The sequence below is a fragment of the Kumtagia ephedrae genome, from assembly GCF_003012745.1.
Lineage (GTDB): Bacteria > Pseudomonadota > Alphaproteobacteria > Rhizobiales > Rhizobiaceae > Kumtagia > Kumtagia ephedrae.
In genome coordinates this window covers 170,033-191,966 of sequence record NZ_PXYK01000001.1, presented here as the reverse complement: position 1 = coordinate 191,966, position 21,934 = coordinate 170,033, and the positions used below count along the sequence as shown (strand labels likewise).

21 protein-coding genes and 1 tRNA gene are annotated in these 21,934 nt (G+C 66.6%); 12 read left to right on the top strand and 10 right to left on the bottom strand.

Features of this window, described 5'->3' with window-relative positions; genetic code table 11:
• The first annotated feature begins 25 nt into the window (after positions 1–25).
• The gene (locus C7I84_RS01000) at positions 26–322 is read left to right on the top strand and encodes a nucleotidyltransferase family protein (protein WP_106770273.1); all 297 of its coding nucleotides are present in this window, start codon (positions 26–28) and stop codon (positions 320–322) included.
• A 108-nt stretch (positions 323–430) separates the two neighbouring features.
• A complete protein-coding gene (locus C7I84_RS00995) occupies positions 431–688 on the top strand; it encodes a HepT-like ribonuclease domain-containing protein (protein ID WP_342587145.1) in 258 nt (85 codons plus the stop codon).
• A gap of 12 nt (positions 689–700) precedes the next feature.
• On the opposite strand, the gene C7I84_RS00990 is transcribed toward C7I84_RS00995, so the two are convergent.
• Positions 701–2,614, bottom strand: a complete 1,914-nt coding sequence (locus tag C7I84_RS00990) for an ABC transporter ATP-binding protein/permease (protein WP_106770272.1) — start codon at positions 2,612–2,614, stop codon at positions 701–703.
• Between the two features lie 432 nt (positions 2,615–3,046).
• Here C7I84_RS00990 and C7I84_RS00985 point away from each other — a divergent pair, with 432 nt between their 5' ends.
• Positions 3,047–5,188 carry a sodium-translocating pyrophosphatase gene (locus C7I84_RS00985; protein ID WP_106770271.1) on the top strand — a complete coding sequence of 714 codons (2,142 nt, stop codon included), beginning with the start codon at positions 3,047–3,049 and terminating at the stop codon, positions 5,186–5,188.
• Positions 5,189–5,379: 191 nt separating this feature from the next.
• The gene (locus tag C7I84_RS00980; protein WP_106770270.1) at positions 5,380–6,039 is read left to right on the top strand and encodes a peroxiredoxin; all 660 of its coding nucleotides are present in this window, start codon (positions 5,380–5,382) and stop codon (positions 6,037–6,039) included.
• A 293-nt stretch (positions 6,040–6,332) separates the two neighbouring features.
• Here the strand turns inward: C7I84_RS00980 and C7I84_RS00975 are convergent, their stop codons facing one another.
• Entirely contained in the window at positions 6,333–6,851 is a 519-nt protein-coding gene (locus C7I84_RS00975; protein WP_165815938.1) for an outer membrane protein assembly factor BamE, read from the bottom strand.
• Positions 6,852–6,975: 124 nt separating this feature from the next.
• On the opposite strand from C7I84_RS00975, the gene C7I84_RS00970 reads away from it, so the two are divergent.
• The 6 genes from C7I84_RS00970 (at position 6,976) to C7I84_RS00945 (ending at position 11,382) form a co-directional block, all read left to right on the top strand.
• The gene (locus C7I84_RS00970) at positions 6,976–7,530 is read left to right on the top strand and encodes a ubiquinol-cytochrome C chaperone family protein (protein ID WP_106770268.1); all 555 of its coding nucleotides are present in this window, start codon (positions 6,976–6,978) and stop codon (positions 7,528–7,530) included.
• A 4-nt stretch (positions 7,531–7,534) separates the two neighbouring features.
• Positions 7,535–8,083, top strand: coding sequence for a YceD family protein (locus tag C7I84_RS00965; RefSeq protein WP_106770267.1), 549 nt, complete (start codon positions 7,535–7,537; stop codon positions 8,081–8,083).
• A 107-nt stretch (positions 8,084–8,190) separates the two neighbouring features.
• Positions 8,191–9,252, top strand: a complete 1,062-nt coding sequence (gene plsX / locus C7I84_RS00960) for a phosphate acyltransferase PlsX (protein WP_106770266.1) — start codon at positions 8,191–8,193, stop codon at positions 9,250–9,252.
• 8 nt (positions 9,253–9,260) lie between these two features.
• A complete protein-coding gene (locus tag C7I84_RS00955) occupies positions 9,261–10,232 on the top strand; it encodes a beta-ketoacyl-ACP synthase III (protein WP_106770265.1) in 972 nt (323 codons plus the stop codon).
• A gap of 128 nt (positions 10,233–10,360) precedes the next feature.
• On the top strand, positions 10,361–10,681 hold the full coding sequence (locus tag C7I84_RS00950) for an integration host factor subunit alpha (RefSeq protein WP_106770264.1): 321 nt from the start codon (positions 10,361–10,363) through the stop codon (positions 10,679–10,681).
• Between the two features lie 161 nt (positions 10,682–10,842).
• Entirely contained in the window at positions 10,843–11,382 is a 540-nt protein-coding gene (locus tag C7I84_RS00945) for a MerR family transcriptional regulator (protein ID WP_106770263.1), read from the top strand.
• A gap of 147 nt (positions 11,383–11,529) precedes the next feature.
• Here C7I84_RS00945 and C7I84_RS00940 read toward each other — a convergent pair whose 3' ends face one another.
• The 5 genes from C7I84_RS00940 to C7I84_RS00920 all read right to left on the bottom strand — a co-directional run bounded on the left by C7I84_RS00940 (position 11,530) and on the right by C7I84_RS00920 (position 15,044).
• The gene (locus C7I84_RS00940) at positions 11,530–11,769 is read right to left on the bottom strand and encodes a DUF982 domain-containing protein (protein WP_106770262.1); all 240 of its coding nucleotides are present in this window, start codon (positions 11,767–11,769) and stop codon (positions 11,530–11,532) included.
• Positions 11,766–12,011, bottom strand: a complete 246-nt coding sequence (locus C7I84_RS00935; protein ID WP_106770261.1) for a DUF2188 domain-containing protein — start codon at positions 12,009–12,011, stop codon at positions 11,766–11,768. Before C7I84_RS00935 ends, C7I84_RS00940 begins: the two co-directional genes overlap by 4 nt.
• 120 nt (positions 12,012–12,131) lie before the next feature.
• Positions 12,132–12,208 (bottom strand) — tRNA-Pro (locus C7I84_RS00930).
• Positions 12,199–13,509, bottom strand: a complete 1,311-nt coding sequence (locus C7I84_RS00925; RefSeq protein ID WP_120785107.1) for an O-antigen ligase family protein — start codon at positions 13,507–13,509, stop codon at positions 12,199–12,201. Before C7I84_RS00925 ends, C7I84_RS00930 begins: the two co-directional genes overlap by 10 nt.
• Positions 13,506–15,044: an undecaprenyl-phosphate glucose phosphotransferase gene (locus C7I84_RS00920; RefSeq protein ID WP_106770260.1), complete on the bottom strand. Its 1,539-nt coding sequence runs from the start codon at positions 15,042–15,044 to the stop codon at positions 13,506–13,508. The genes C7I84_RS00925 and C7I84_RS00920 overlap by 4 nt, the downstream gene beginning before the upstream one ends.
• 157 nt (positions 15,045–15,201) lie before the next feature.
• On the opposite strand from C7I84_RS00920, the gene guaD reads away from it, so the two are divergent.
• On the top strand, positions 15,202–16,668 hold the full coding sequence (guaD, locus tag C7I84_RS00915; RefSeq protein ID WP_245428270.1) for a guanine deaminase: 1,467 nt from the start codon (positions 15,202–15,204) through the stop codon (positions 16,666–16,668).
• On the opposite strand, the gene C7I84_RS00910 is transcribed toward guaD, so the two are convergent.
• Both C7I84_RS00910 and C7I84_RS00905 read right to left on the bottom strand, forming a co-directional pair.
• The gene (locus C7I84_RS00910) at positions 16,644–17,774 is read right to left on the bottom strand and encodes a glycosyltransferase (RefSeq protein ID WP_106770430.1); all 1,131 of its coding nucleotides are present in this window, start codon (positions 17,772–17,774) and stop codon (positions 16,644–16,646) included. The genes guaD and C7I84_RS00910 overlap by 25 nt on opposite strands.
• 23 nt (positions 17,775–17,797) lie before the next feature.
• Positions 17,798–18,361 carry a polysaccharide biosynthesis/export family protein gene (locus C7I84_RS00905; protein WP_106770258.1) on the bottom strand — a complete coding sequence of 188 codons (564 nt, stop codon included), beginning with the start codon at positions 18,359–18,361 and terminating at the stop codon, positions 17,798–17,800.
• Positions 18,362–18,576: 215 nt separating this feature from the next.
• Here C7I84_RS00905 and C7I84_RS00900 point away from each other — a divergent pair, with 215 nt between their 5' ends.
• Entirely contained in the window at positions 18,577–20,667 is a 2,091-nt protein-coding gene (locus C7I84_RS00900) for a GumC family protein (protein WP_106770257.1), read from the top strand.
• An 18-nt stretch (positions 20,668–20,685) separates the two neighbouring features.
• On the opposite strand, the gene C7I84_RS00895 is transcribed toward C7I84_RS00900, so the two are convergent.
• On the bottom strand, positions 20,686–21,906 hold the full coding sequence (locus C7I84_RS00895) for a GNAT family N-acetyltransferase (RefSeq protein WP_106770256.1): 1,221 nt from the start codon (positions 21,904–21,906) through the stop codon (positions 20,686–20,688).
• Between the last annotated feature and the right edge of the window lie 28 nt (positions 21,907–21,934).

Sequence of the window (21,934 nt, the reverse complement as noted above, 5' to 3'; positions counted from 1 at the left end):
CCGTCGCCGGCGGGTCGGGAAGCACATGCGCAGGAACGAGATCATACATGCACTCCGCCGCAACGCCGATGCCGTGAAGCGCATGGGCGCCACGTCGCTGTTCCTGTTCGGCTCGGCGGCCCGCGACGAGGCGATCGAGACAAGCGATATCGATCTCTTCATAGACTACGACGAGGGAGGGCGTTTCTCATTGATCGATCTCGTCGGCATCAAGCAGTTGCTGGAGGAGCGGATGGCGATGGAGGTCGACATCACCACCCGCGACAGTCTGCATCCGATGCTGAAGAACGAGATAGAACGATCGGCCTATGGCGTGTTCTGATGGCAAGACGAAGCCTCGAGCCGGTCTTGGCCGAAATTATCGAGGCGTTGAACGGCATCGAGGCCGCTACGACCGGCAAGACGCTGGAGGGATTTCCGGGCGGATTGATTGCTTCGGCACGGCGTGGAACGCGGCCTGGAGATAATATCGGAAGCGGTCCGGCATCTGCCGGACGAGTTGCTGGAGTCGGCGCCCGACATACCGTGGAAACAGATACGCGGCATCGGCAACATTCTTCGGCACGAGTATCACAAGGCATCGGAAGTGATTGTGTGGGCCGTGGTCGCCGATCATCTGCCTCGGCTTCGGGTCGCCGTGGAGCGCATGATTGCGTTGGTTCGCACCGCGCCGGATCGCCAAGCCTGACTTTCGGCTTTGTCAGCGCTGCTTCTGACCGACGGGAAGCTGCGCGCGCGCCTTCGCGACCGGTCGCAGCAGCGGCTCCGGCTGCTCCAGGATGGTGGTGAGCTCGGCCGGCAGTCCGGGGCGCAGCGGCGTCTTGACGGCCATGCCGTCGGCGATGGCGAGCACGCTGTCGTAGAACTCGGCGCCGGTCGCCGAGCGCGGCGGCTCGGTCTCGTGCATGACGCTGATGACGGTGATGCCCGGGCAATTGTCCTTGATCGCCTGGTGGAAGGCCACCTTGGCCTGCACGTCGAGCGCGCCGGTCGCCTCATCGAGGAACAGCAGCCCCGGTCTGTGCAGCAGGATGCGTGCCAGCACCAGCTTCTGCTTCTGGCCGCCCGACAGGAGGTCTTCCCACGCCTTTCCGGCGCGGCCGGGCTCGGCCAGCGATTCGATGAACTCGCCGAGGCCGGCCCTGTGCAGGGCGGCGGCGACGCGCGTGTCGGTGTGCTCGGCCTCGGGCTGCGGCAGGCATACCAGTTGCTTCAGCGACACCGACGGCAGCCGGACTTCCTGCGCGGCATAGAATGTCGCGACGCCCTCGGGCAGGACGATCTCGCCGCCGCCATACGGCCACAAGCCGTTGACGGCCTTGATCAGGCTGGTCTTGCCGGTGCCCGACGCGCCCTTGATGAAGGTCCATTCGCCGCGGCGGAAGCGCAGCAGCGGCGCGCTGAGGAACGGCACGGTTTCCTCGCCGGCATGCATCAGTTCCAGGTCGCGCACGGTCAGCCCGAACACGCCGTGCTGACGGGCGAAGCGGAATTCGCTGCGGCCGGTCGAGCGATAGAAGTCGTCCGGGCTCTGCACGCGTTCGATCGCGTCGGCTAGCTCGATCACGCGGCGGGCGTTCGCCTTCAGCGAGGCGATGCTCGGCATGACATGGATGAACCACGAGCATTCCTGGATCAGCCGGTTGACCAGTTCGGCGCCCGTCACATAGTTCTTCAGGCTGATGTCGTTGTTGACGTAGGGCAGCAGCCCCGGCGCATAGGCCACGACCCGGAAACCGATGAAATCGTAGATCTTGTTGTAGGCCTTGTAGCCCGCGTCGAACCAGTTCAGGCGCGCCCATACACGGTCGATGCCGGTGTAGAGGCGGTCGTTGGTCTCCTGCTGCACGGACTCGCCGCGCGACGCCGCCATGTGGAAGCTGCGGCGCAGCAGCGTCGTCAACTCGGCGCGAAAACTTCCTTCCACCTTCTGGCTGGCGACGCTGAGCCGTTCCAGCGCGCCGCCGAGTTTCAGGGCGAACCAGGTGTTGAGCGGCACGTAGGCGGCGACCGCGGCGAAGGCGAGCACGGCGGCGCCATAGGTGCCGAACATTTCCAGTCCGGCGATCGGCGTGGACGTGCTGATCAGCACCTGGCCGAAGAAGAACAGCGAACTCACCACCTGCAGCACGCCCATGGCCAGCCCGATCGCGCCGCCGGTCATGTCCTTGATCGATTCATGGACGCGCTGGTCGATGTTGTCGGGCGCCGGCACCGCCGTGCCGTCCGCATCGCGACCACCGGCCTGGACGTGCAGATGAGTATGGTTGGCGTCGAGCAGCGCTGCGTTGAACCGGCCGGTCAGCCAGCCCCGCCACTTGCGGTGCAGCGTCGTAGAGAACAGGTGCCGCACGCCGAATATGCCGAGATCGTGGGCGATGACGAGGAACACCAGCCAGACCATGGCCATGACGATCGTCGCGAGCGGCGACTCGTTCTCCTGCCAATGGAACAGCGCGATGGCGCTGGTCAGTTCGCCGCCTGCCTGGGCGATCCACACGCCGACCTTGCTCGAAGCGGCCGTCAACAGGGCGATGACAGCCGTCAGCGCCCAGGCTTCATGCCACCGGTCCGAAAACCAATAGGCCCGCATCAGGCCCCAGAAGCCACGCATCGAGGAGACCGGCGTCAGCGGAGGAGACTGGTCCTTGCCGAGACGCCACCGGTTCAGGAAGCGTGGCGGGGGTCTCACGACCCTCGTCCGAATCACGCGTTTATACCCCTTGCCCTTTTTGGAAAAGGTAGCACGAATTGACTGTTTGCCTATGCCGAGAGCGGCAATAACGGCAAAGTCGGCTAACGGTAGAGTCGGCGGTCCAGGGGTCGCGGCGGCGGGATTTATCGGCGAATTCAATCGGTTTGCATAAAAAGCTGCAGCAAAATCCCGGCAACGAGATCACGAAACCTTGACGATGCCGACAGGCTTTCGCATACAGCGTACGGGTCTGGATTCTGCCTTGGCAGTCTCTGCCATTGCAGCCGCCGGTCTCGCCTCAACGGCCCGGGGAGGGGTTCTTTCGGGCTATCCATCAGGGAAAATTCGGCAATGACCATACTCTACGTCGTCATCGCCTGCGGCCTGCTTTCTGTCCTCTACGCCATCTGGGCGACTCGGTCGGTGCTCGCTTCCGACCAGGGCAATGCACGCATGCAGGAAATCGCAGGCGCCATCCGGGAGGGTGCGCAGGCTTATCTGGCCCGCCAATATACGACGATCGCGATCGTCGGTGTGGTGGTCTTCCTGCTCGCCTGGTGGCTGCTTTCGGGAACGGCGGCGATAGGCTTCTTGATCGGCGCGGTGCTCTCGGGCGCCGCCGGCTTCATCGGCATGCATGTCTCGGTCCGCGCCAACGTGCGCACCGCGCAGGCCGCTTCCAACAGCCTTGCAGCCGGCCTCGACATCGCCTTCAAGTCGGGCGCCATCACCGGCATGCTGGTCGCCGGCCTCGCGCTGCTCGGCGTGTCGGTCTACTACTGGATCTTGATCGGTCCCGCAGGCTACGCGCCCGCCGACCGCACGGTCATCGACTCGCTGGTGGCGCTCGGCTTCGGTGCTTCGCTTATCTCCATCTTCGCCCGTCTCGGCGGCGGCATCTTCACCAAGGGCGCCGATGTCGGCGGCGATCTGGTCGGCAAGGTCGAGGCCGGCATTCCGGAGGACGACCCGCGCAATCCGGCTACCATTGCCGACAATGTGGGCGACAATGTCGGCGACTGCGCCGGCATGGCGGCCGACCTGTTCGAGACCTATGCGGTGACGGTCGTCGCCACCATGGTGCTCGCCGCCATCTTCTTCGGCGGCTCGGCGGTGCTGGGCAGCGTCATGCTCTACCCGCTCGCCATCTGCGGCGCCTGCATCATCACCTCGATCGTCGGCACCTTCTTCGTCAAGCTCGGCGCCAACGGTTCCATCATGGGCGCGCTCTACAAGGGGCTGATCGTTACCGGGCTGCTCTCCATCCTCGGCCTCGGCGCGGCCACCTCGCTCACCATAGGCTGGGGCGAGATCGGCGTCGTCGGCGGGATTTCCGTGACCGGCACCGCCCTGTTCGTGTGCGGCCTGATCGGCCTCGCCGTCACCGCGCTGATCGTGGTGATCACCGAATACTATACCGGCACCGGCAAGCGCCCGGTCGTCTCCATCGCCCAGGCCTCCGTCACCGGCCACGGCACCAACGTCATCCAGGGTCTGGCGGTGTCGCTGGAATCGACGGCGTTGCCGGCGATCGTCATCGTCGCCGGCATCATCTCCACCTTCCAGTTCGCCGGCCTGTTCGGCACGGCGATCGCCGTCACCACCATGCTCGGCCTTGCCGGCATGATCGTGGCGCTCGACGCCTTCGGCCCGGTCACCGACAATGCCGGCGGCATCGCCGAGATGGCGGGCCTGCCCAAGGAGGTGCGCCAGTCGACCGACGCGCTCGACGCCGTCGGCAACACCACCAAGGCGGTCACCAAGGGCTACGCGATCGGCTCGGCCGGTCTCGGCGCGCTGGTGCTGTTCGCGGCCTACAGCTACGACCTGCAGTTTTTCGCCGCGAACGCCGCCCAGTTCCCGTATTTCGCCGATGTGGGAACGGTTTCGTTCGACCTCTCCAATCCCTATGTCGTCGCCGGCCTGATCTTCGGCGGCCTGATCCCCTATCTCTTCGGCGGTATTGCCATGACGGCCGTCGGCCGCGCCGCCGGCTCGATCGTCGAGGAGGTGCGCAAGCAGTTCCGCGAGGATCCCGGCATCATGAAGGGCACCTCAAAACCCAACTACGCGCGCGCCGTCGACCTGCTGACGAAGGCGGCGATCAAGGAGATGATCATTCCTTCGCTGCTGCCGGTGCTGGCGCCGCTGGTGGTCTATTTCGGCGTGCTGCTGATCTCCGGCTCCAAGGCGTCCGCCTTCGCCGCGCTCGGCGCCTCGCTGCTCGGCGTCATCGTCAACGGCCTGTTCGTGGCGATCTCCATGACCTCAGGCGGCGGCGCCTGGGACAACGCCAAGAAGAGCTTCGAGGACGGTTTTGTCGACAAGGACGGCACCAAGCACCTGAAGGGCTCGGAGGCGCACAAGGCCTCCGTCACCGGCGATACCGTCGGCGACCCCTACAAGGACACCGCCGGCCCGGCCGTCAACCCGGCGATCAAGATCACCAACATCGTGGCGCTGCTGCTGCTGGCCGTGCTGGCGCACAGCTGATCGCCACGAATCGAGCTCAGGCGACAGGCCCGCGGGAGCGATCCCGCGGGTCTTTCTTTTGCTGCGAAGCAAACTTCGTCCAGAAGAGGCAGGCCGTTCGCAAGTTTCTCCCTCGACAGGCGGGAGGCCGCGAAACTAAACTGCGGAGACCATATTCCAAGTCGACAAGACAGCCACCAGGGAGGTGCGCCATGAGCCTTCGTATCAACGATATTGCGCCCGATTTCACCGCGGAAACCACGCAGGGGCCGATCAGCTTTCACGAATGGATCGGCGACGGCTGGGCCGTGCTGTTCAGCCATCCCAAGAACTTCACGCCGGTCTGCACCACCGAGCTCGGCACCATGGCCGGGCTGGAAGGCGAATTCCGCAAACGCGGCGTCAAGATCATCGGCATTTCGGTCGATCCCGTCTCCAGCCACGAGAAGTGGCAAGACGACATCCGCACGGCGACCGGCTTTTCCGTCAACTACCCGCTGATCGGCGACAGGGATCTCAAGGTCGCCAAGCTCTACGGCATGCTGCCGGCCGAGTCCGGCGACACGTCGGAAGGGCGGACGCCGGCCGACAATGCAACCGTGCGCTCGGTCTTCGTCGTCGGGCCGGACAAGAAGATCAAGCTGATCCTCAGCTATCCGATGACCACCGGCCGCAACTTCGACGAGATCCTGCGGGCCATCGATTCCATCCAGCTCACCGCAAAGCACCTGGTGGCGACGCCGGCGAACTGGAAGCAGGGCGAGGACGTCATCATCACCGCCGCTGTTTCCAACGACGATGCGGTCAAGCGTTTCGGCTCGTTCGATACCGTGCTGCCCTATCTGCGCAAGACCAAGCAACCGACGGCGTGAGCGGCGCCCGGGAGCAGCCTGGCCGGAACCATTCCGGCCACGCTTCGACCGGCGAGCGGGAGAGGAACCCAGGCCTGGGAAGCGCGGCCGCAAAGTCCCCCTCCCCCTTGTGGGGAGGGGTTAGGGGTGGGGGTGCCTCACTGCCGGCGCTTTCAGAATTCCATGCGCGATTGCCCCGCCGGGCAGGGGGAGAGGTGGCCCGAAGGGGCCGGTGAGGGGGTGCCGACAGCCTGATCGTCGCCGTTCAGGACGATAACCAGCCGGCCGGTGTGTCCTGCGTCCCTGCGCCGCCCCTACTGGCCGGGCGTCTGCCCCGGCAGGCTGAGCGGCCGGCCGGTGGCGCCGGCGAGAATCTGGCCGATGAAGTTCTGGTCCTTGCCGCCGGTCGGCGTCGTGCGCGACACGAAGTCGAACACCTTGCCGTCCTGCATGCCGTAATTGGCGATGTTGGCGACGCGGCCGTCCTCGCCGAAATAGACGGCCAGCACGCGCTGGTCGACCAGCTTCGGCTTGGCGAAAGCGACCGGCCGGTAGCGCTTCTGCGAGATGTAGTAGAACACCTCGTTGTCGAAGGTCGCGGTGGTCGACGGACTGCCGAGCGCCAGCAGCACCTGCTCGCGGCTGGAGCCGACCGGGACGAGGTCGATCTGCTGCTGGTCGATCACGTAACCCTGCGTCAGCGTCTCGCCGGGCGACAGGTCGCCGAGGGCGCTCGACGAATTACAGGCCGGCAGGGCCGTCGCGGCCGCCAGCGCACCGGCGATTGCGAACCCCCGCGACATCAGCGCGCTCTTGATTTTCATCGACTTCAACGACAAGTCCCTCTCGCCTGCTTCGTCCCCGGGCGCGCTTGCGCGGCACCGCAAATCCGGTAAACCAGCTCGAGCGCCGATGCAACAACACCAGCCCGCCGAAGCAGCGCCGGGAGTAGCAAGCATGTTTCAACGTCTGTTCGGTCGCGAACGGTCCCGCAATCGTCAGATAATCGGGGCGCTCTATGCGGAAATCGTGGCGGCGGCGCGGCAGGAGGCATTTTTTTCCGACTGGGAAGTGCCGGATACGCCGCTCGGGCGCTTCGAGATGCTGTCCCTGCACATGTTCCTGGTCCAGCACCGTCTGCGCGGCGAGACCGGCCAGGCCCGCGACATCGCCCAGCAGCTCGTCGACGACTTCTTCACCGAGGTCGACCATTCGCTGCGCGAGCTCGGCATCGGCGATATGGGCGTGCCCAAGCGCATGAAGAAGCTGGCGCGCATGTTCTACGGGCGCACCGCCGCCTACGGTACCGCGCTCGACGCCGGCGACCGGCCGGAGCTCGCCGCGGCGCTGGCCCGCAATATCCGGCCGGACGCCGCCGACTGGCGCCACGCCGATGCGCTCGCCGGCTACGTCGTGACCGCCGCCGGCGGGCTCTCCAGCCAGCGGCTCGCGGACATCTGCGCCGGCAGCATCGTCTTTCCGCCGCCGCGGGCGGAGCCGGGGGAGGCCTGATCCCATGCAGCCAGCCGAAAAGAGCCCGATCAGCTTCGATGTCGACGTCGCCCGCCTGCCGAAGAAAGGCGTGTCGGTGGCGATCGAGGCGACGGAAGCCGAGCGCGCGGCGCTTGCCGACGTCCACGGCCTGCTCGCCGTCGACCGGTTGCGCGCGGATCTCGCCGTGTCGGCCTGGAAGCGCAACGGCGTCAGGATCGAAGGCCGGGTGGTAGCCGACATCGTCCAGTCCTGCGTGGTCACGCTAGAACCGGTGACGAACCACATCGACGAGGAAATTTCCGCCGTATTCCTGCCGGAGGATTCGAAGCTCGGCCGCGAATCATTCGACGTCGGCGGAGAGATCATGATCGATGTGGACGGTCCGGACAGTCCCGAGACGTTTTCCGGCGATCGCATCGACGTCGGCGCCCTGGTGGAAGAGTTTTTCGGTCTCGGCATCGATCCCTATCCGCGCAAGGCCGGTGCGGCGTTGCCGGAGGCTCCCTCCGCGTCGCCGCGGGAGGAGAACGAAATGCAGCGAAAACTTCGAAAACTCTTCCGCGATTCTTGAATTTACCCATCAAAGCGCCCCGAATTACGTTGTATGACGAGGCAAAATCGCTATTTTCCCCGGCACTCGGCCCGGGGCCATGACCACGAAAGCGAGACGAACCACGCGTGATTAGGATTTCCATCGATGCCATGGGCGGCGATCACGGGCCATCGGTGGTCATGCCTGCGCTGGCGAAGGTCGCCAGGCGGCGTCCCGACGTGAATTTCATCGTGTTCGGCCGCACCGACGCCGTGCGCCCCGAACTCGACAAGTTCCCGGCGCTCGCCGCCGTCACGCAGTTCGTGCATTGCGACATCGCGGTCCGCATGGACGACAAGCCGAGCCAGGCGCTGCGGCACGGCCGCTGGAAGTCGTCGATGTGGCGGGCGATCGAGGCGGTCAAGAGCGGCGATGCCGACGCCTGCGTGTCCGCCGGCAACACCGGCGCGCTGATGGCGATGTCGAAATTCTGCCTGCGCACCATGGCCAATATCGAGCGGCCGGCGATCGCCGCCATCTGGCCGACGGCGCGCGGCGAGAGCGTGGTGCTCGACGTCGGCGCCACCATCGGCGCCGATTCGCACCAGCTCGTCGATTTCAGCATTCTCGGCGCGGCGATGGCGCGCGCCGTCTTCGGCACGGAGCGGCCGAGCGTCGGCCTGCTCAATGTCGGGGTCGAGGAGATCAAGGGCCAGGAGGAGGTCAAGGACGCCGGCCGGCTGCTGCGCGAGGCCAATCTGGCGTCGATGCAGTATCACGGCTTCGTCGAGGGCGACGACATCGGCAAGGGCGTCGTCGACGTGGTGGTGACCGAAGGATTTGCCGGCAATATCGCGCTGAAGACGGCGGAAGGAACCGCCAGGCAGATCGCCGGTTATCTGCGTGAGGCGATGAGCCGGACGCTGATGGCCAGGATCGGTTATATGCTGGCCAAGGGCGCTTTCGACCGGCTGCGCGAGAAGATGGACGTGCGCAAGGCCAATGGCGGCGTGTTCCTCGGCCTGAACGGCATCGTGGTCAAGAGCCACGGCGGTACCGACGACGAGGGTTTTGCCGCCGCGATCGAACTGGCCTACGACATGATTCGCAACCGGCTGCTCGACCGGATTGAAGCGGATCTCGATCTCTTCCATGCGCGCCAACCCTATTCGGCACGCCCCGCGGCGCCGGAAAACGCCAAGCAGTAGGAACCAAAATGCTCAGATCCGTCGTGCGTGGGGTCGGCTCAGCGCTGCCGCGCCGCATCATGAAGAATACCGAGTTCGAAGGTCTCGTCGACACCTCGGACGAGTGGATCGTGCAGCGCACCGGCATCCGCCAGCGCTACATCGCCGGCGACGGCGAGACCACCGCTTCGCTGGGCGAGGCGGCGGCGCGGGCCGCGCTCGCCAATGGCGGGCTGGAGCCCCGGGACATCGACCTGATCGTGCTCGCCACCTCGACGCCGAACAACACCTTTCCGGCAACCGCCGTGGAAGTGCAGCAGCGTCTCGGCATCCGCCACGGCTTCGCCTTCGACATGCAGGCCGTGTGCAGCGGCTTCGTCTACGCGGTCGCCACCGCCGACGCGCACATCCGCGCCGGCCTGTGCAAGCGCGCGCTGGTCATCGGCTCCGAGACCTTCTCGCGCATCCTCGACTGGAGCGACCGCACCACCTGCGTGTTGTTCGGCGACGGCGCCGGCGCGCTGGTTCTGGAGGCGCATGAAGGCGAGGGCAGCGTCGCCGACCGCGGCGTGCTGGCGGCGAGCCTGCGCTCAGACGGCACCCACAAGGACAAGCTCTATGTCGACGGCGGCCCCTCGACCACCGGCACGGTCGGCCAGCTCCGCATGGAGGGCCGCGAGGTCTTCAAGCACGCTGCGGGCATGATCACCGACGTGGTCGAGGGCACGTTCGCGCAGGCGGGCATCACCGCCGACGACCTGTCCTGGTTCGTGCCGCACCAGGCCAACAAGCGCATCATCGACGCCTCGGCCAAAAAGCTCGGCATCGCCGAGGAGAAGGTGGTGGTGACCGTCGACCTGCACGGCAACACCTCGGCAGCGTCCGTGCCGCTGGCGCTGGACGTCGCGGTCAAGGACGGCCGCATCCGCAAGGGCGATCTGGTGATGCTGGAAGCGATGGGCGGCGGCTTTACCTGGGGGGCGGTGCTGATCCGCTGGTAGGCCCGGTCGGCTGACCGGGGTAAAGAGCGCATTCATGCGAACCGGTCGGTTCGGTTCTTGACCTCATCTGGGCAATTTCCTAACGTCCTGTAGCCCTATCGCGGCCATTGAGGAGGGTCAGAAAAGTCATGGCGGGAAAGACACTTACGCGCGCCGATCTCGCTGAGGCCGTCTACCGCAAGGTGGGCCTTTCCCGTACCGAATCCGCCCAGCTGGTCGAGTCCGTGCTCGACGAGATATGCGAGGCTATCGTTCGCGGCGAGACGGTGAAGCTGTCCTCCTTCGCCACCTTCCAGGTGCGCGGCAAGAACGAGCGCATCGGCCGCAACCCGAAGACGGGCGAGGAGGTGCCGATCCTGCCGCGCCGGGTCATGACGTTCAAGGCGTCGAACGTGCTGAAGAACCGCATCCTGCGGGCCCACCAGCAGCGGTCCAAGACGGCAAAATAGCCGGCTTCGCCCCAAAATGCCGGTTGATGACGGCTCCGCGCCTTGGCGCGGGCCTTGAAATCCGTGCCGCAAAGGTCTGAAATGAATCACGAATCGGCTCGGCTTTCGCATGCCGCCGAGGCGCTTCGGGCATCTCCCTTCCTGAGACCAGGTGGTGACCCATGGACAAGAGCCCAGACGCTTTCCGCACCATTTCCGAAGTCGCGGAGGATCTCGACCTGCCGCAGCATGTGCTGCGCTTCTGGGAGACGCGCTTCAACCAGATCAAGCCGATGAAGCGCGGCGGCGGCCGCCGCTATTACCGGCCGCAGGATGTCGACCTGATCAAGGGCATCAAGAACATGCTCTATGACCAGGGCTACACCATCAAGGGCGTGCAGAAGCTGCTGCGCGAAAGCGGCAACCAGTTCATCGTCGCCGTCGGCAATGGCGACGTCGCGGCGATCGAGGCGATCGCGCAGCGCAAGCAGGCCGCGGCCATCCCGCTGACGCCGGCCGCCCAGCCGCGCGGCGACGACGAGCTGCTGGTCGGCGAGCCGAAGGCAAAACCCAGCCGCCGCTTCTTCGGCCTCGGCAAGGCCGAGGAAGAAGGCCCGGTGCAGCCGGACGCCGCAAAGCTGTCGCGCGACAACCGCGCGCTGCTGCAGGAGGCGCTGTTCGATCTGCTCGAATGCAAGCGGCTGCTCGACCAGGTGCGCTGAGCCTCTCGCCTCCGTCGCCGATTGACCGCCGGCACGCCGGTCCTCATCCAGAGGCGCGAGCCCGCCACGCCTGAAAAATCAGCGGGAATTTTTGCGAGCTTCGATGACGCGCCGAACGCGGCTCGCAGCCTGTGGGTGTGGGCCTGACTATCGGTGCGGTGAAACGAGAATCCCGGCTTCCTCAGCCGCCTCGCGGAACCGGGTCTCGGCGTCGATCGTCGAACGGTGGCCATCTACCACCTTGAGGCAGGTATCGAGCGCGTCGCGGTGACGCGGGCCGCGCTGCTGCGGCCATGCTTCCGTCAGGATGTCGAGGGCCGGGACCACCCCGTCGACGCAGATGTCCTGCCCCTCGAGATGGATCGTGACCGGGTGTCGGAATCTCACGACCGGCCCTCGACCTCGGTGGCCGGCCGGTCGCCGCCAGGCGCCACCTCCTCGTGCCAGTTCCCTTCGGCGTCCTGGAATTCGATGCCTTCCGTGCTGCCGCCGACCTGCTGCTCGGAGGCGGCGGTGCGCGCCGCTGCCATGGCTTCGTCATAGGTAGGAAAGGTCTCGGAATAGACGTCGCCGACCTTGTAGGCCCAGCCGCCGTCATGCTCGACCACGCGATAGATGACCTTGGACATGCCACGTCTCCTTTGATTCAAGAGAACGTCGCGGCGCGGTTTTCAGTTCCGATGCAGGGGAGCGAGCGGTCACTCCGCCGCCGAAGCGGCTGCACGACAGCCTCATAAAAAATCGGAAAATGGTCGGAGTGGCGGGATTCGAACCCACGACCCCTTGACCCCCAGTCAAGTGCGCTACCGGGCTGCGCTACACTCCGGACCGGCTGCTGTCTACAGGTGAAAGTCGCGCGCGGTCAACCGAAATTCCGAGCCGGCGCTGTGGAACCTGGCGGATATCCAGCGCTCGCTGGTGGCGCGCCTCCAGCGCCATCATTCCCCAGATCAGGCCGAGCAGCAGGTAGAAGTGCCGCCAGTGGTCGGTGTCGATCACCGTGCCCAGCCCGACATGGCCGACCAGCGTGACGTAGGCGCACAGAAGATAGGGCTGCCACGGGCGGTCGCGGAACAGGATGCGCAAGCCGCCAGCGAGCGTCCACAGGATCAGCGTCAGATAGGCTGCGAAACCCAGCCAGCCGTAGTCGAGCAGCGCCTTCAGCCAGATGTTGTGGGTGTCTTCCCGGTAGATCAGGCCGAACACCAGCGGGCCGATGCCGAACGGGTGCTCCATCGCCATCTGGAAGCCGATGGCGTGGCGGGCGAAGCGGCCGAGCCGGGCCGAATCGTAATCCTGGGCGAGCTGCGCGCGCGTCGTGAACAGGTCCGCCACCGCTGGTATCTGCAGCAGCACCAGCAGCGCCAGCAGGAACAGCGCCACGACGCCGACGGTCATCACGACGATGCGCAGCCGGAACACGCCGTTGCCGCTCTGCATGAACAGCCCGGCGATGAGCAGCACGGCCGAGACGAAGAACAGCCCCCAGGCGCCGCGCGAGAACGAAAAGAAGATGCCGGCGACGATGATGAGAAGCGGGACGGCGTAGACCGGCATCCTGGCGACGCTGCCGGTCATCAGCCGGTGCAGCAGCCAGATGCCGGGCAGCGTCAGAAAAGGGCCGAACACGTTCGGGTCCTGGAACGCGCCGGCGGCGCGCTCGAACTTGGTGAAGATCTCGGCGCCGGGAAAGGCGTGGAAGTAGCCGAGCACGCCGAGCATCGAGGTGCCGACGGCGGCGACGACGTAGGCGGCGAAGATGGTGCGCAGCAGGCTTGGCCGCGCCTCGACGACGGCGGCGAAGAACACCGCCGTGAAGGCGAGGAACAGCGACACGGCGATGTAGAGCGGAGTCGACGCCAGATCGTCCATCTGCGTCATCGAGATCATGCCGCCGATATTGAAGACGACGAGCAGCACCAGCAGCGGCACGATGGTGCGCGAGATGCGCAGGCCGAACAGCGCCCACACCCCGACCAGGCCGGCCATGTAGAGTTCATACGGCGCCGGCTCGCGGATGACGAAGCCGGACAGCAGGATGCCGAGCGCGATGGCCGCGGTCGAGATGAGCTCGACCAGCTTGGCGTTGACGGCCCGCGGCGGAACGGGTGCGGCGACCGCGCTCAATAGGCGTTTTCCGTGTTGAGCAGGCGGATCGGCGTCAGCACCAGGATCTTGAGGTCCAGCCAGAGCGACCAGTTCTCGATGTAGTGGAGATCGTATTCGGTGCGCATCTTGATCTTCTCGTCGGTATCCATCTCGCCGCGCCAGCCATTGATCTGCGCCCAGCCGGTGACGCCGGGTTTGACGCGGTGGCGGGCGAAATAGCCGTCGACGACCTCGGTGTAGAGCAGGTTGTGCGATTGCGCCGCCACCGCATGCGGGCGCGGGCCGACCAGCGACAGCGAGCCGAACAGCGCGTTGAAGAACTGCGGCAGCTCGTCGATCGAGGTTTTCCGGATGAAGCGGCCGACGCGGGTGACGCGCGGATCGTTCCTGGTCACGCTCTTCTTGGCCGTGGGGTCCGACTGCTCGGCATACATGGAGCGGAACTTGAGGACCTCGATCTCCTCGTTGTTGAAGCCGTGGCGCTTCTGCTTGAACAGGACAGGTCCCTTGCTGTCGAGCTTGATGGCGATCGCGGTGGCCAGCATGACCGGCGAGAAGACGGCGATGCCGACGATCGAGAAGACGATGTCGAAGGCGCGCTTGGCGACCGAATCCCAGTCGTTGATGGGCTTGTCGAAGATGTCGAGCAGCGGCACCGAGCCGATAAAGGAATAGGAGCGCGGCCGGAACTGCAGCTGGTTGTTGTGCGCCGACAGGCGGATGTCGACCGGCAGCACCCAGAGCTTCTTCAGCAGCGACAGCACGCGCGTCTCGGCGGTGATCGGCAGCGACACGATCAGCATGTCGATGCGGGCGATGCGGGCGAACTCGATCAGCTCCGAGATGTTGCCGAGCTTGGGATAACCGGCGACGATCGGCGGCGAGCGCTTGTCGTCGCGGTCGTCGAAGATGCCGCAGATGCGGATGTCGTTGTAGGGCTGCTGCTCGATCGAGCGGATCAGCCCCTCGGCCGCCTTGCCGCCGCCGACGATGAGGGCGCGGCGCTCCATGCGGCCGTTGCGCGCCCAGCGGCGGATGACCCGCGCCATGACCAGCCGCAGCGCCAGCACCAGCACCAGGCCGGTCACGAACCACAGGCCGAACAGCAGCCGCGAGAAATCCTCGGAAATCTTCAGGAAGAAGCCGGCCACCGCCAGCACCGCGAAGGCGCCCGTCCAGATGAGCAGCATGCGGCCGAGATAGCGGCTCGGCCGCATCAGGGCGCCGACCTGGTAGCAGTCTCCGACTTCCAGGCCGATCACGGTGAGCAGCGACGCGGCGGCGATCACGATCGGGTAGTGCCAGTAGAGATGGGTCTCCAGGCCGACATGCCAGGCGAAGATGGCGATGCCGGAAACCAGCAGGATGGCGAACTCGGCGAGCCGCAGCACGCCGCCGACCATGATCGGCGACATCGTATCGCGCCGGTACTGCGAGGCCACCTGCTGCGCGACCTTGCCGAGCTTGGCGCTTGCCGGCTTCATAGCGTCGTCGGCCTCGAACTGGCGCACGGCGTCCACCGAGAAGCGCTGGGCAGGGTCGACCTGGTTCATTGCTGGTTTGTGTCCGCAGGAGTCCTGCCGCAACCTAGCAAGCCTCAGCTAACAATCCCTTGAAGTTGCCCGGACAGTTTGATCGAGTCTGCACGTAGGCCGCACCGGCTGCCGGTAGATTCTGTGGGACCTTCATCCGGTTCAGGTGTAGTCGCCATTGGGCCGCGAGGCGTTCGAAGCCGTGCTGCGTGGCAGCAAGAAGGTTCCGGACAGTCGGAGGAACAGGAAATTGCGCGACAAGGTCATTTTCGGAACCGCTTTCCACACGCCGGCGCGCGGGCGGCTGGAGGTCCTGCGGGACGCGCTGATCGTCGTTGCGGGCGATGGCCGCATAACCGAGGTGATCGCGCAAGGCAGCGGCGACCATGACGCGGCCAGGGCGCGCGCCGCCGAACAAGGCAGACTTGTCGAGCTGGGAGCCGGCGAGGTCCTGCTGCCGGGCCTGGTCGACCTGCACATCCATGCGCCGCAGTGGCCGCAGCTGGGAAAGGCGCTCGACGTGCCGCTCGAGGTATGGCTGCGGAAACATACGTTTCCGCTCGAGGCCCGCTATGCCGACGTCGCGTTCGCGCGGACGATCTATGACGATCTGGTCTCGGGCCTGGTCGCCAACGGCACCACGACGGCCGTGTACTTCGCCACGATCCATATGGAGGCGTCGCTGGCTCTCGCCGAAATCTGCCGGGCGAGGGGACAGCGGGCCTTCGTGGGCAAGGTGGCGATGGACGATCCGGATCAGTGCCCGCCCTTTTACCGGGATGAAAATGCCGCGACGGCGCTCGACGAGATGCGGCGTTTCATCGAGGCGGTGCGGGCGATCGCGCCGGGCGGCGACGCGCTGGTCCACCCGATCATCACGCCCCGCTTCATCCCGAGCTGCACCGACGAGCTGCTGGCGGCCCTGGGGCGGCTGGCCGCCGAAACCGGCTGCCTGGTGCAGACCCACTGCTCCGAAAGCGACTGGGAAAAAAGCTTCGTCGAGCAGCGCTTCGGGCGCTCGGATGCCGCCGTCCTGGCTGGGTTCGGCCTATTGCGGCAGCATACGGTCCTTGCCCATTCCAACTTCGTGTCGGACGACGATCTCGACCTGATCCGCGCGCGCGGCGCCGCGGTGGCACACTGCCCGCTGTCGAACGCCTATTTCGCCGAGGCGGTGTTCCCGCTGCGCGAGGCGCTCGACCGCAATGTGCGAGTCGGATTGGGGACCGACATCTCCGGCGGGCACAGCCCGTCGCTCCTCGACGGATGCCGGCACGCGCTGATGGCGGGGCGGATGCGCCAGGGTGGCGTCGACGCCGGCCTGCCGCGAGACCGGCGCGGCGTGGCGGACGCCCGCATCACCGTGGCCGAGGCGTTCTGGCTGGCGACCGCCGGTGGGGGAGAAGCGCTGGGGCTCGACGTCGGCAAGTTCGCGGCCGGCTGCAAGTTCGATGCATTGCGCATCGATGTCGAGGCAGACGGCTCGAATGTGCGGGTCTGGCCGGATCTGGACGAACCCGAGGACGTATTCCAGAAGATCGTGCTCAACGCCGGCAGGGCGAACATACGGCAGGTATGGGTCGACGGCGTCTGCGTCGGCGGCACCGCCGGAGACGCGGGTCAGCGCGCGAGCGTCTCCCGATAGGCCTGCTCGATGCGGGCGGCCATCACGTCGGCGCCGAAGCGGGCGCGCAGTTCCTCGGCCGACGGCATGAGGGCCACGAAACCCGGCGGGTCGAGCAGGGCGCGTGTCATCCTGTCGGCGAGCGCTCCGGAATCGGGGGTGGCCAGCACGGGCGATCCCTCTCCGAAAATCTCCGGTATGCCGCCGACCGCCGTCGCCACCATCGGCTTGCCTGCCGCCAGCGCCTCCAGAACGATATAGGGCATGGCCTCGGCGCGCGACGGCACTACGATGGTGCGACCAAGCCCGAAAGCCTCGCGGGCCGGCATCGGCGCATGGAAGCGGATGCGCTCGGCCAGTCCGAGCGTGGCTGCCTGCTGGCGGTATTTCGGCAAATCGTCGCCGTCGCCGACCATATCGGCCGTCACCGGCCGGCCGGCGCGGATCTCCACCTGGGCGAGCGCGTCGATGAAGAGGTCAGGCCCCTTCAGGTCGCGCATCATGCCGATATAGAGGAAATCGGCCGCGTCGGCCTTGAGGGGGACAGGCTCGAACTCAGCCGCGCGCAGGCCGTTGTAGACCAGCGCGTTGGGGATCGGCGGCTCGCCGACCTTCTTGCGGTAGGCGCGCCGCTCGTAGTCGGAGACGAACAAAAGGTGGTCGGTAAAGCCTCCCATCAGCCGCTCCAGCAGGAAGAAGACCTTTCCGGTCGCGGTGTTCTCGTCATAGTGGAGGCTGCCGCCATGCGGCGAATAGAGGCGGGCTACGCGAGACCTTGAAACCCGCAACAGTGAGCCGAACAGACGCGCATAGACGCCGCCCTTGGCGCCATGGCCATGCAGGACGTTCGGCTGCAATTCCTTGATGATCTTGAAGGTTCTCCATGCCGCGGCGACGTCGCCGGGGCCGATGTGGCGCTGCATCGGCGTGCGGTGGACGCCGAGCTCGAGCCGGTCGGACATGGCCGTGAACAGGCGTTCCTCGAAGGCACCGCCGGTGGTCGAATCGCAGACGATGCCGACCTTGTGTCCGGCGGCGACCTGCGCCTCGGTGAGGTCGCGCACATGGCGGAAAATGCCGCCGACCGGCGAGCGGAAGCAGTGGACGATCCGCAGGGGAGGGGTCACGGTCACCGCCGCCGCCCGGTCGCTCAGAACAGCCGTTCGCGCACGTAGATCGTGTCGCCCGGCATCAGCGGATCGGAGGTGACGACGCGGCCGGTCATGACTTTTCCGTTGATGTCGCGGGTGATGTCGACGCTGTTCTGGTTGGCGCGGGGGGTGAAGCCGCCGGCCATGGCGACCGCCTTCTGCACGGTGAGGCCCGGCACGTAGGAATACTGGCCGGCCGCCCCGACCTCGCCCATCACGAAGATCGGCCGGTACTGGTCGACCTCCACCGATACGTCGGGGTCGCGCAGGTAGCCTTCGCGCAATCGGGCGGCGATGTCGCCCTCCAGCTGCTGCACGGTGCGCCCGCGCGCCGGCACCGAGCCGACGAGCGGGAAGGCGACGTAGCCAGCGGAGTCGACGTTGTAGGTGTTGGTCAGGCTTTCCTGCTCGAACACGGTGACGCGGACGCGGTCGCCGGCGCCGAGCCGGTAGGGCTGGTTGAGGGCCGCGTGAAAGGCCTCCGGTGCCGGCCGGTAGCCCGAGCACCCGCCCAAGGCCGTCGCCAGCGCCAGTGCGGATAGGATGGAGGCCCAGGTCTTCATGCCGGCGGACTGCCCTTCATGAGCGCCGCATGATCCGGCGCGTTCAATGCCCGCCGTTATCGAATGATTAGGGTTAACACCGCGTAAAAGGCTTCGGCGATCTTGTTTCCCGGCGGGCCGCGGCCGAAGCCGGGTTAGTGCCGGGCAAGCCTTCTTAACGGCTGAGTTACCATAGTTGTTTACGGTCGGCGCGACGCAAAGCCGGAGTTGCGCGTATGTCAGCCATGAGTTCGACCGCAAGCGACGTCGACGTCGACCTCGGACGACTTTTCGCCAGCCTGTTGCGGGACTGGAAGCGCATCCTCGTGGTCGCCGTCGCCCTGTCGGCGCTTGCCTTCGCGCTCGCCTCGATCGCCACGCCCCACTACAAGGCCGAAACGCGTCTTCTCATCGAGGCGCGGGAATCGGTCTTCACCCGGCCGCAGGGCGAGAACGCCGACAGCCGGCCCATGCTCGACGAGGAGGGGGTCGCCAGCCAGGTCGAGATGATCACCTCCAACGACATCCTCAAGGACATCGCCCGGAAATTCGACCTCGCCAGCCTGCCGGAGTTCGAGAAGGCGATCAATCCGTCGCTGCTCGGGCGCCTCCTGATCATGGTCGGGCTGAAAAGCGACACGTCCGGCGTGCCGGCGGAGGAGCGGGTGCTGGAAGCCTTCCGCGAGAAGCTGTCGGTGTACCGGGTGGAGAAGTCGCGCGTCATCGCCATCGAGTTCTCGTCGGAGGACCCCAGGCTCGCCGCCGAGATCCCCAACGCCATCGCCGACGCCTATCTCGCCTTCAGCCGCGACGCCAAGCAGCAGTCCAACTCCGCCGCCACCGAGTGGCTGGAGCCGGAAATCCAGGCGCTGACGGCCCGCGTCAAGGAGGCGGAGGCGCGCGTTGCCGCGTTCCGCTCGCAGTCAGACCTGCTCGTCGGCCAGAACAATTCGGCGCTGGCCACCCAGCAGCTTTCCGAGCTGTCGACCGAGCTGTCGCGCACCCGCGCCAACCGGGCGGCCGCAGAGGCCAACGCCGAAAGCGTCCGCCTCGCCATCGAGAGTGGCGGATCGCTCGACGCCTTTCCCGACGTGCTGTCCTCCGACCTGATTCAGCGGCTGCGCGAGCGGGAGGTACAGCTCAGGGCCGACGTGGCCGACCTGTCGACGACCCTGCTCGACAACCATCCGCGCATCCGCGCCATGCGCGCCCAGCTCGCCGATCTCGACCGCCAGGTCACCGCCGAGGCCGGCAAGATCCTGCAAAGCCTACGCAAGACAGCGGATTCCGCCAAGCTGCGCGAGGATCAGCTGGTTGCCGATCTCAATCGCCTCAAGGCCGAATCCTCGCGGGTCGGCGAGAAGGAGGTGGAACTGCGCGCGCTGGAGCGCGAGGCCGCCGCCCAGCGCGACCTGCTGGAATCCTACCTCGCCCGCTATCGCGAGGCGGCGTCGCGCCGCGACGGCAACTATCTGCCGGTGGACGCGCGGGTTTTTTCCCCGGCCCTGGTTCCGCTCGAGCCCTATTTCCCCAAGGTGATCCCGATCGCCGGCGCCACCTTCGCCGCATCGCTGCTGCTCATGAGCATCGGCGTGCTGCTGCGCGAACTGTTCTCGGGTCGCGCCATGCGGCCGGCCGAGGGCAGGCTGGTGGAGCCGGTCGACGAAGTGCGCATGCCCGAGCCGCCGGTCGGGGAGGGGAGCATGGCGTTGTCCGGCACCGCCGAAGCGCCGGACGACGACGAGATGTCGGTCGCGGCGGCGGCCGAAAGGCTGGTCGCCGGCGGGGCGTCGCGGGCGCTGTTCATTTCGCCCGAAGGTGACGAGGCGGCAGCGAGCGCCGTCCTGGTGGCGCGCGCGGTGGCGGATGCCGGCCTGCGCGTGCTGCTCATCGACCTGACCCGTACCGGCGCCGCGTCCCGGCCGATGCTGGACGGCGAGGAATTGCCGGGTATCACCGACCTGCTCGCCGGCACGGCCGAATTCGTCGACGCCATCCACGCTGACCGCTATTCCGACTGCCACGTCATTCCGGTGGGCGAAGCCGACCAGCGCCAGGCCATGCGGGCGGTCGAGCGGCTTCCGGCCATCGTCGACACGCTGGGCGCCGCCTACGATGTAGTCATCATCGAGTGCGGACCGGCCGGGGCAGCCAGCATCCGCCGGCTGGTTTCGGAAGGCACGGAAATCCTGGTAAGTGCGCTCGAACCGGTCGAGGAGGTGCTGCGCGCCCGCGACGACCTCGCCTCAAGCTACGACGGCCTGACCCTGGTGACGCCCGGCGATCATCTTTTCCCGCTGCCGCCGGATCGCACGGTGGCCGCATAGCATCGCCATTGCGGCGCGCTACTCCTCGGCCGGGCCGGCATCGGCCTTGTTGCCGACTGCCCGCCGCCGCAATGCCTTGGTCAGCCGCCACACCGTCGGACTGTTCTTGACCCGCGCCTTCATGCCGGCGAACAGTCGCATCATGCCGGCGACCAGCCTGCCTTTCAGGGTCAGCGGCACCAGCACGTCGAGATGCTGGGTCTCGATATCGCACCACAGCCGCTTGTATTGCTCGTCGCCGACGCTGAAGTCGTAGACGGCGAGGCCTTCCTCGCAGGCCTCGCGAATGTTCTCGAAGAACAGGAACTCGCCGGGGCTGGCCTGCGCGACCTCGTCGTCGGCGATCGCTCCGAACTCGCAGATCAGCCGGTCGCCGCAGCGGCTCGACCCGGTGACCGCGCGGGGCACCCCACCCACCTCCAGCGCATGCAGCACAAAGGGCTTCGGCGAGAGCGGCAGCGCCTCGTGGAACAGTTTTCGGAAGAAGGCCTGGACGCTGGGATCGGCGAAGACGTCGACGATGCCGGCCTTGCGGAAGCGGCACGCCTTCATGGCGAAGAACGCTTGCAGCAGCCGGTCCACCTGCTCTTCCGTCTCCGCCTCGATGCGCCGGAAGCCGCCGGCGGCCTCGTATTTGCGCGCCTGCGAGCGGTGCTTCTTGCGCTTGTGCTTGCCGCTGCGCCCGGCGACCAGCCTGGCGAATCCGCCGTCCAGGCCAACGGCGAGCGACAGGTTGGCGCTTTTGAAATGCGGCAAGGCGAGCAGCGGGTTCCTCAGCCCGCCAAGCTCGGGCAGCAGCCGTTCCAGGGCAAGCAGGTCGATATCGGGGCGTGCGCTCCTGACGGCCGCCGCCAGGTCGCGGAACACCCGCGGCTGCGCCGTCGCGAGCCAACTTGCATCGGCGAGGGCGAAATTGCCGTTGGCATGCGTGCCGCCGGGAAAGCGGGCCACCCGGCACGGGCCCTTGCCCACGACTTCGAGCACCAGCGCGAATACCGGCCGGTCGCCTTCGGCCACGATGACGGCGAGCGTATCGGGAGCGACCGCCGCGATCCATGCGCCTGTCCAGGCAGGACTTTGCGGCGGCGCGAAGATACCCGTGTGGGCGAGCGCTGCAAGAGTGGCCATCGTCTCGGCGGAAACGGCCTCGGCGCTGATGCGGACAGCCGGGATCGTCGGCCGCGAGGCGGTCAGGGCGGCGCCGGCCGGTCCTGTCGCTCCGAGCGCGGCGTCAACCATCCTTCAATCCTTCGCGCGTAAGCAGGGC

Bases quoted from the DNA above. Each gene is read 5' to 3' on its own strand.
- C7I84_RS00990 (WP_106770272.1), bottom strand. From the start codon at position 2,614: ATGCGTGGCTTCTGGGGCCTGATGCGGGCCTATTGGTTTTCGGACCGG.
- C7I84_RS00920 (WP_106770260.1), bottom strand. From the start codon at position 15,044: ATGAACCAGGTCGACCCTGCCCAGCGCTTCTCGGTGGACGCCGTGCGC.
- C7I84_RS00935 (WP_106770261.1), bottom strand. From the start codon at position 12,011: ATGTCCAAGGTCATCTATCGCGTGGTCGAGCATGACGGCGGCTGGGCC.
- C7I84_RS00895 (WP_106770256.1), bottom strand. From the start codon at position 21,906: ATGGTTGACGCCGCGCTCGGAGCGACAGGACCGGCCGGCGCCGCCCTG.
- C7I84_RS01000 (WP_106770273.1), top strand. From the start codon at position 26: ATGCGCAGGAACGAGATCATACATGCACTCCGCCGCAACGCCGATGCC.
- C7I84_RS00900 (WP_106770257.1), top strand. From the start codon at position 18,577: ATGTCAGCCATGAGTTCGACCGCAAGCGACGTCGACGTCGACCTCGGA.
- C7I84_RS00950 (WP_106770264.1), top strand. From the start codon at position 10,361: ATGGCGGGAAAGACACTTACGCGCGCCGATCTCGCTGAGGCCGTCTAC.
- C7I84_RS00985 (WP_106770271.1), top strand. From the start codon at position 3,047: ATGACCATACTCTACGTCGTCATCGCCTGCGGCCTGCTTTCTGTCCTC.
- C7I84_RS00970 (WP_106770268.1), top strand. From the start codon at position 6,976: ATGTTTCAACGTCTGTTCGGTCGCGAACGGTCCCGCAATCGTCAGATA.
- C7I84_RS00980 (WP_106770270.1), top strand. From the start codon at position 5,380: ATGAGCCTTCGTATCAACGATATTGCGCCCGATTTCACCGCGGAAACC.
- C7I84_RS00905 (WP_106770258.1), bottom strand. From the start codon at position 18,361: ATGAAGACCTGGGCCTCCATCCTATCCGCACTGGCGCTGGCGACGGCC.
- C7I84_RS00955 (WP_106770265.1), top strand. From the start codon at position 9,261: ATGCTCAGATCCGTCGTGCGTGGGGTCGGCTCAGCGCTGCCGCGCCGC.
- C7I84_RS00965 (WP_106770267.1), top strand. From the start codon at position 7,535: ATGCAGCCAGCCGAAAAGAGCCCGATCAGCTTCGATGTCGACGTCGCC.
- C7I84_RS00945 (WP_106770263.1), top strand. From the start codon at position 10,843: ATGGACAAGAGCCCAGACGCTTTCCGCACCATTTCCGAAGTCGCGGAG.